This window comes from Streptomyces sp. NPDC007095, from assembly GCF_040634475.1.
Classification (GTDB): domain Bacteria; phylum Actinomycetota; class Actinomycetes; order Streptomycetales; family Streptomycetaceae; genus Streptomyces.
This window is the reverse complement of sequence record NZ_JBEYFS010000350.1, coordinates 1-8,133: the sequence shown is the minus strand read 5'-3', so window position 1 is coordinate 8,133 and position 8,133 is coordinate 1. Positions and strand designations below refer to the sequence as shown.

Annotated in this window: 6 protein-coding genes; 5 read left to right on the top strand and 1 reads right to left on the bottom strand. The window is 73.4% G+C overall.

Features of this window, described 5'->3' with window-relative positions:
- Together pcaB and pcaD are read left to right on the top strand one after the other, a co-directional pair.
- The coding region (gene pcaB, locus ABZ656_RS54255) for a 3-carboxy-cis,cis-muconate cycloisomerase (protein ID WP_360279615.1) at positions 1-1,274 on the top strand (1,274 nt) is incomplete at its 5' end.
- A complete protein-coding gene (gene pcaD, locus ABZ656_RS54250; RefSeq protein WP_101402102.1) occupies positions 1,271-2,404 on the top strand; it encodes a 3-oxoadipate enol-lactonase in 1,134 nt (377 codons plus the stop codon). The genes pcaB and pcaD, both read left to right, overlap by 4 nt.
- Before the next feature lie 48 nt (positions 2,405-2,452).
- Here pcaD and ABZ656_RS54245 read toward each other — a convergent pair whose 3' ends face one another.
- Positions 2,453-5,134 carry an AAA family ATPase gene (locus tag ABZ656_RS54245; RefSeq protein WP_360279612.1) on the bottom strand — a complete coding sequence of 894 codons (2,682 nt, stop codon included), beginning with the start codon at positions 5,132-5,134 and terminating at the stop codon, positions 2,453-2,455.
- Between the two features lie 221 nt (positions 5,135-5,355).
- Here ABZ656_RS54245 and ABZ656_RS54240 point away from each other — a divergent pair, with 221 nt between their 5' ends.
- The 3 genes from ABZ656_RS54240 to ABZ656_RS54230 form a co-directional block, all read left to right on the top strand.
- Complete coding sequence (locus ABZ656_RS54240) at positions 5,356-6,648, top strand: MFS transporter (protein WP_360279609.1); 1,293 nt, start codon at positions 5,356-5,358, stop codon at positions 6,646-6,648.
- Between the two features lie 4 nt (positions 6,649-6,652).
- Positions 6,653-7,807 (top strand): anhydro-N-acetylmuramic acid kinase, encoded by a 1,155-nt coding sequence (locus ABZ656_RS54235; protein ID WP_360279606.1) that lies wholly within the window; start codon positions 6,653-6,655, stop codon positions 7,805-7,807.
- Positions 7,808-7,916: 109 nt separating this feature from the next.
- On the top strand, positions 7,917-8,133 hold a 217-nt coding region (locus ABZ656_RS54230; protein ID WP_360279603.1), incomplete at its 3' end, for a DUF2510 domain-containing protein.

The window sequence follows — 8,133 nt, the reverse complement described above, 5'->3', positions numbered from 1 at the left end:
CCACCACCGGCCGGCGCGCGTCGAGCGCTTCCCGCACCTCTTCGGACACCACGATCACGTGCCTGCCTCCTGTCTGCCGCCTTTCCTCATCTCTGCTCGCGCCGGACGCGGCGGCGTCGGCGGTGTCCGCCGTGGCCGCGGCGGACCTCGATGTCAGGTCGATCGCGCTGCGGGCCCGAGGCGGCGGAAATCCGGTGATTCCGCTGGTCGCGGATCTGACGGCGGCGGTCGGCAAGGAGTACGGGCCCTATGTCCACCGGGGCGCGACCAGCCAGGACATCCTGGACACGGCGCTGATGCTGGTCGCCCGTCGCACGCTGGACCTGGTCCTGGCGGAGCTGGAGCGGACGGCGCGGGCCCTGGGCCGACTCGCCGCCGCGCACCGGGACACGGCGATGCCGGGGCGGACCCTCACTCAGCACGCCGTACCGACGACCTTCGGGCTGAAGGCGGCGGGGTGGCGGTCGCTCGTGCTGGACGCGCGGGACCGACTCGCGGTTCTCCGGCTCCCCGTCCAACTCGGCGGGGCCGCAGGGACGTTGGCCGCCTTCGCGGCGTTCGGCGCCGTGGATCCGGACGCGCTCGTGACGGCGTACGCCGGTGAACTCGGCCTCGCGGAACCGGCGTTGCCCTGGCACACCCTGCGGACTCCGATCGCCGACCTGGCCGGCGGCCTGGCCTTCACGGCCGGGGCCCTCGGCAAGATGGCGGCCGATGTGCTCACCCTCTCCCGCACCGAGATCGCCGAGGTCTCGGAGGGGAGCGGTGGCGGGTCGTCCGCGATGCCGCACAAGGCCAACCCGGTGGCGGCCACCGTGATCGCCGCCGCCGCCCGGCGCGCGCCGGGACTCGCCGCCACGCTCTACGGGTCGATGGTGGCCGAGGACGAGCGGCCGGCCGGTGCCTGGCATGCCGAGTGGGAGCCGTTGCGCGAGCTGCTGAGGCTGGTCGGAGGCACCGCCCACAACGCCGTCGAGCTGGTCGAAGGGCTCCGGGTGAACGCGGACGCCATGCGCGAACACCTCGGTCTCGCCCATGGGTTGATCGTCTCCGAACGCCTGGCCGTCGAACTCGCCCCGGTGCTCGGGCGGGCCCGCGCCAAGGAACTGCTGACCCGGGCCGCCGAACGGGCCGTCGCCGAGCGACGGCCCCTCGTGGACGTACTCGGCGAGGAGGCGGAGCTCAAGGAGCTCGACCTCCTGGAACTCACCGACCCCACCCGCTACACGGGCTCCGCGGGAGCCCTCACCGACCGTGCTCTGGAGCGAACGTGACCCGCAAACTGCTCAACCACCTCGCCGAGGGCCCCGAGACCGCTCCCCCCTTGCTCCTCGGGCCCTCGCTCGGCACGTCCCGCGCCCTGTGGGACGAGGTCGCGCCCGAGCTGTCCGCCACCCACCGGGTGGTTCGCTGGGATCTGCCGGGACACGGGGGGTCGGCGCCGGACCTGATCGGACCGGGAGCCACCGTCGGAGACCTCGCCGCCCTGGTCCTCGACCTCGCCGACTCGCTCGGCATCGACCGCTTCGCCTACGCGGGCGTCTCGCTCGGCGGCGCGGTCGGTCTGCACCTCGCAGTCCACCACCCGGAGCGTGTGCCGTCCCTCGCCGTCATCTGCTCCTCGGCGCACTTCAACGGCTCCAAGCCGTGGGAGGAGCGTGCGGAGCTGGTACGCCGGGAGGGGCTGGCCGCGCTCGCCGAGAACGCGAACTCCCGTTGGTTCACACCCGGTTTCACCGTGCCGCGGTTGATCGAGGACCACCGCGACGCGGACCCGGAGGCGTACGCCGCCTGCTGTGACGCGCTCGCCGCCTTCGACCTGCGCGACCGGCTCCCCGAGATCTCCGCGCCCACCCTGCTGATCGCGGGCCGCCAGGACCCGGCGACGCCACCCGCCCATCTGCGGGAGATCGCGGACGCGGTGGCGAGTGCCACGCTCGTCGAGCTCCCCGGAGCCTCGCACCTCGCGCCCGCGCAGTGTCCGGCGGCGGTGCTCACGGCGCTGCGGGCCCACTTCGACGGCGGCGCCAAGCGGGGCATGGAGGTGCGGCGTGAGGTGCTGGGCGACGCCCATGTGGACCGGGCGCAGGCCCGGCAGACCCCCTTCACCGCCCGCTTCCAGGACTTCATCTCGCGCTACGCCTGGGGCGAGATCTGGACCGATCCGACGCTCTCGCGCCGCGAACGCAGCATGATCACCCTGACCGCGCTGGTCGCGCACGGTCACTACGACGAGCTTGCCATGCACGTCCGGGCGGCACGCCGCAACGGGCTGACCCCGGAGGAGATCGGCGCCGTACTGCTGCAGACGGCCGTGTACTGCGGTGTCCCGGCGGCGAACTCGGCGTTCGCGACGGCTCAGCGGGTGCTCGCCGAGGAGGGCGACGACGGCGCCGCAGGCTGAGCCTGCCTGTCCGCTGCGGACATCTCGTCCTCGCGCACGGCCTGGCGACTACCTCAGCCCTCTCCCCGTCGCCAGGACCTCCTCCGCCCTGGCCACCAGCCCGTCCGCCCCGCACGAGCGCGCCAGCGTCAGGCCCTTGCCCAGCTCCGAGACCGAGCGCGCCGCGATGCCGTACTCGACGCGGGCCGCCGCGTGTTCGTACTGGCAGGGCGAGGCCTCCAGGTAGGTGACGGCCTGGGCGGCCAGGCGTACCGCGCGCTGGCCCGATTCGAGGGCCGCCGCGCAGCGCAGTGCCTCGCCGATCGCGGTGTCCGTGCCGAAGCGCTCGGCCTCGCGGCGGGCGTCGGTGGCCAGTGCGCCGGCGCGGGCCGGGTCGTCCGAGGCGAGCGCGCGGGCGAGGTCGAGCGCCCAGGGCGCCATCACCGTGTTGTGGTGGCCGCGCGCGGCGGCGGCCTTCTCTGCGGCCTCGAGTTCGTTGATGCCGTCCTTGACGCGGCCGACGGCGAGCAGCAGCCGGCCGCGTACGGACCGGGTGTCGGGCAGCACGATGGTGGACGGGTACGGCGGTGCGAAGCCGTACTGCTCGGCGATCGCCCAGGCCTCCTGGACGTCGCCGCGGGCGAGCAGCGTGTCGACGAGGCCGCAGGTGGCGGACCAGTACAGGGGCAGCCCTCGCCCGACCCGCTCGGCGATGCGCAGCGACTCGCGCAGGGTGGTCTCGGCGTCCCTGAGGCGGCCCCGCCTGCGGTAGGCGAGACCGAGGAATGCGTGCGCCAGGGCGAGGTGGCCGCCGCTCCATCCGGCGCTCGTGTAGGAGCGCAGCGCCTCGGAGAAGAGGCTCTCAGCCCGGTCGAGCCGGTCCGCGTAGGCGTACGAACTGCCCAGCATCATGAGGAGTTCGATGCCCCACTCGGTGTCGGTCCAGCCGAGTCCGGGCGCGAGGCGGCCGTTGACGAGGGCGCGGTCGCAGAGTTCCACGACCTCCTCCGCGCTCTCGCCACGGGTCATCGCGTCGAAGCCGCGCAGTATCAGCAGGGCGCGCTCGGAGTTGTCACGTCCGGTGCAGGTCTTGACGAGTTCGGCGAGGCTTCGGGAGCGTCCCGGAACGTGGTCCTCGCCCGCGTGGATGCCCTCCCACATGTAGTGGACGGCCTGAAGCCGCATCCGGGCGGCGCCCGGGTCGAGCCGGGCGGCCTCCGTGTCGACCGTGCGGACGGCCTCGTCCAGCTGGTCGTTGTGGACCAGGGCCTGGGAGAGGCGGAAGACGGCGTCCACCCGCAGATCGCCGTCGAGGCCGGACTGGTCGAGCGCGGTGCGCAGATGGCGGATCGTGGTGGCGGGAGCGGTCAGGAGGGTGGCGCAGCCCAGTTCGTAGAGCACACGCGCGTGGACCTCCGGAAGCGGGGGTTCCGCCAGGGCCCGCTCCAGGCAGCGCCTGGCCGCGTCGGGCGCGCCGACGGCGAGGTGTTCGCGGGCGGCCTCGCGCATCTGCTCGACGAGTTCGGGGTCGTCGTCCGGGTGTACTTCGAGGAGGTGTCGGGAGGCGGCAGCGGCGCCGCGGCCCGATTCCGTGACCGCCCAGGCGGCCTGGCCGTGCATCGCGGTGCGCAGCGCGTCGGGGATCGAGCGGTAGACGGCGCTGGCGATGAGGGGGTGTACGAACTCCAGTTCGCCGCCGGTCAGTTCACGGCTGGCGGGTTCGGTCGCGGCGAGGATGCGGGCCGCGCCGAGCAGTTCGGCGCAGCGCACGGCCTCGTCTCGCTGCATCCCGGCGAGCTGGGCGGCGAGGTCGAGGGAGATCCCGGTGCCGAGGATCGCGGCCGCCCAGGCGAAGCGGGTGGCGTCGATGCCGAGTCCTTCGAGGCGGGCGACGAGTCCGCGGCCGCGTGCCGAGCGGTTCAGGGCGCGCAGTTCGGCGGCCGAGGCCTCGACCGGTTCCAGCTCGCTGTCCTGCACCTTGGCGAGCAGTTCGACGGTCTCGTACGGGTTGCCGCCGGTGACCGCCCACACCTCGCGGCAGAACGGGGCGTCCGCGTGCTCGCCGAGCGTGGCACGGGTCAGCCCGGCGGTGGCGTCGGGAGTCAGCGCGCTGAGCGTGAGGACCGGGCGGGCCGCGGCGGCGACGGCCTCCAGCTGGCGGGCCCGCTCACCGCTGACGTCACCCGGCCTGCGGGCGACCACGACGAGGACGGGCAAATCGTCGAGGCGCTCGGCGAACGCGACCAGCCACTGCAGGGTCTCCTGGTCGGCCCAGTGCGCGTCGTCGACGATCAGGACGAGGGGCCACTCGCGCTTGGCCAGCCGCCGCACCGCCGCGACCAGTCCGTCGCACACGCCCTGCGGGTCGGCCCGGCGTTCGCCGGGTTCGGCGATGCCGAGCGCGGGTCCGGCGATGTCGTACCAGTCGCCCAGGTATTCGCGGGCCTCTTCGGGCATCAGCGAGACGATGGCGGGCTGCAGGAGTTGCCGTATGACGTTGAAGGGAACGGAGGTGACGGTCTCGCCGCCGCGGGCCGACCACACCGTGCAGCCGTGGGCCTCCGCGATCCGGCGTGCCTCGGCGAGCAGCGCGGTCTTGCCGATGCCGGCCTCACCGCTGAACACCAGGAGGCTGCCGGAGGACGAGGCGTCCGCGCGCAGGGCCCTGACGGCCTCCACGATGTCGGCGATCTCCGCCTCGCGCTCCCACAGGGAGGACGAGGCGGCCGGTTCCGGCCGTGCCTCCGTCATGCCGCTACCTCCCCGGGTCGCCCGTACGACGTACAGACATTGAGCCTAGCCGTCCGGAAGCCGATGTGGAGACGGGTCGGCGCACCTGTTGCCGAGACGGGTGACGGAGGTGTACGCAGGCGACGCGGTGGGGCGCCGACCAGCCGTGGTGGAAGTTTTCGACAGTCAAAAGCCCCGAAAATGGCGCTGCCTTTCCCATGGACAGCGAGGAGGAGGGACCCATGAGCGGCGCCCGCGTGCACGACTCCGTCCCGCACACCGCCCGTCCCGCGCGCCCGCGGCGCGGGGCCCTGCTGGCGGGCTCGGCCGGCAACTTCATCGAGTGGTACGAGTTCGGGGTCTACGGCTACTTCGCGACCGTCGTCGCGGCGCGGTTCTTCACCCCGGAGGGCGGCAGCGAGACCGAGGGCCTGGTGAGGACGTACGCGTCCTTCGCGCTGGCGTTCTTCTTCCGGCCGGTGGGCGCCGCGCTGTTCGGACGGCTGGGCGACCGCATCGGGCGCCGCCCGGTGCTGATCCTGGTGATCGCGCTGATGACGGGCGCCACGACGCTCATCGGCGTGCTGCCCACCTACGCCGCGGTCGGCGCCCTCGCACCGTGGCTGCTGACCTTCCTCCGGGTGGTCCAAGGTCTGTCCGCGGGCGGGGAGTTCGGGGGCGCGGTGTCGGTCATGACGGAGTTCGCGCCGCCGGGCAGGCGGGGGCTTTACGGGTCGTGGCAGTCCTTCACGGTGGCTCTGGGGCTGCTCGGTGGTGCGGGTGTGGCGGCACTGCTGGCGACGGTGCTGACCGAGGGGCAGTTGAGCGACTGGGGCTGGCGGCTGCCGTTCCTGCTGACACTGCCGCTGGGGCTGGTCGCGCTCTGGCTGCGGCTGCGGCTGGAGGAGACGCCGGCCTTCCGGCACGAGGGGAAGCGGGAGCACCCGCCCGGGCGCGAGGTCGCGCGGACCATCGTCCTCGGAGCGGGGCGCGTGATGGGCTGGTCGGCGGCCGGCTACACCTTCCTGGTCGTGCTCCCCTCGTACCTCCAGAACACCCTCCACGCCGGCTTCCGGCAGGCACTGCTCGCCACGGTCCTCGCCAACCTCGGCTTCGCGGCCACGATCGTCCCGGCGGGCCTGCTCAGCGACCGGATCGGGCGGCGCCCGGTGCTGCTCACCGGCGCAGGGCTGGTCGTGGTCCTGTCCGTTCCGCTGCTCAACCTCCTTCAGGAAACGGGGACTTCGAACGCGGTGAAGGGTGTCGCCGTGCTCGGGGCGGGTGCCGTCGTCGGGCTGATGGCGGGACCGGGGCCCGCCATGCTCTCCGAGATGTTCCCCACAAGCGTCCGCCACACCGGCCTGGGACTCGCCTACGCCCTGTCCAATGCGGTGTTCTCGGGCTGCGCCGGCCTCATCATCACCGAGACGATGAAGCGGACCGGAAGCGTGGACATCCCCGCGTACTACGCGGCGGCGACGTGCGCCGTCAGTGCGCTCGCCCTCGCCACGCTCCCCGACAACCGAGGGAGTTGAGCACGTGCGGGTGATCGGCCTGATGTCCGGGACGTCGTACGACGCGATCGACGCGGCGGCGGCGGAACTGACCCTCGAAGGCGAGGACCTCGCCCTGCGGCCGCTCGGGATGGTCGGTGAGCCGTACGACGGCGCACTGCGCGAGGCGCTCGCGGCCGCACTGCCCCCGGCGGCCACCACGCTGGCCGACGTGTGCCGCCTGGACACCCTGATCGGGCAGGCGTTCGCTGCGGCGGCGGTCCGGGCCGACCGTGAACTGTGCGACGGCGGAGCCGAGTTGATCGCCTCGCACGGGCAGACCGTCTACCACTGGGCCGAGGACGGGCGGGTGCACGGCACGCTCCAGCTCGGTCAGCCCGCCTGGATCGCCGAGGCGACCGGGCTGCCGGTGGTCGCCGACTTCCGCCCCAGGGACATCGCCGCCGGTGGTCAGGGCGCGCCCCTGGTGAGCCTGGTCGACCTGCTGTGGCTGCGCGGCAGGGCGGGGACTCCGGTGGCGCTGAACGTCGGAGGCATCGCCAACCTCACCGCGCCGGACGGCACCGCCTTCGACTCCGGGCCCGGGTGCGCCCTCGTCGACGTGGCCGTGCGGGGGTTGACCGGGGGACGTCTGCACTACGACGTGGACGGCGCCCTCGCCGCCCGCGGCACGGTGCACGAGCCGTTGCTGGAACGCCTGCTCGCGGAGCCGTACTACGCGCTGCCCGCGCCCAAGACCACCGGCAAGGAGCTCTTCCACCTCGGCCATCTGCGCGACGCGCTGACCGGGTTCGGCACGCTCACCGCCGAGGACGTCATCGCGACCCTCACCCGGCTCACCGCCCGTACGGTCGCCGACGCGGTGCGCTCGGTGGATGCCACGGAGGTGATCGCGTCCGGCGGCGGCACCCGCAATCCGGCGCTGATGGCGATGCTGGGCGCAGAGTTGCCAGGAGTGCCCGTGCGCACGTCCGACGCTCTGGGCCTGCCCGCGGCCGCCAAGGAGGCGTACGCCTTCGCCGTGCTGGGTTTCCTGACCCTGCACGGGCTCACGGGCACCGATCCGGTGAGCACCGGGGCCCGGCATCCGAGTGTGCTCGGCTCGATCACGCCGGGGCGCGGCGGGCTGCGGCTGCCGCCGAGGGCGGGAGCGGCGCCGGTGCGACTGGTCCTGGCATGACATCCGCCGGTCGTGACAGGACACCCGGCGGCGCTTCCGGGGCGTTCTTGAAACGAATCTTCCGGATCCCTCTCATCCGCCTTTCACCCACGGCTCATACGGTGGGTCCATGACGCAGGTGACTCCTCCCGGTTGGTATCCCGACCCGGGGCAGACAAGTGACAGTCCCGCCACCGAACGCTGGTGGGACGGCAAGACATGGACGGACCAGACCCGCCCCGTCGGGTCCGCCGCCGCATGGGGTCCCCCGACGCACCCGCCGGCCGCCGGAGCGTATCCGGCGCTCGCTCCGGGCGCCCCGCGGCGCGGACTGCGCACCGGCATAG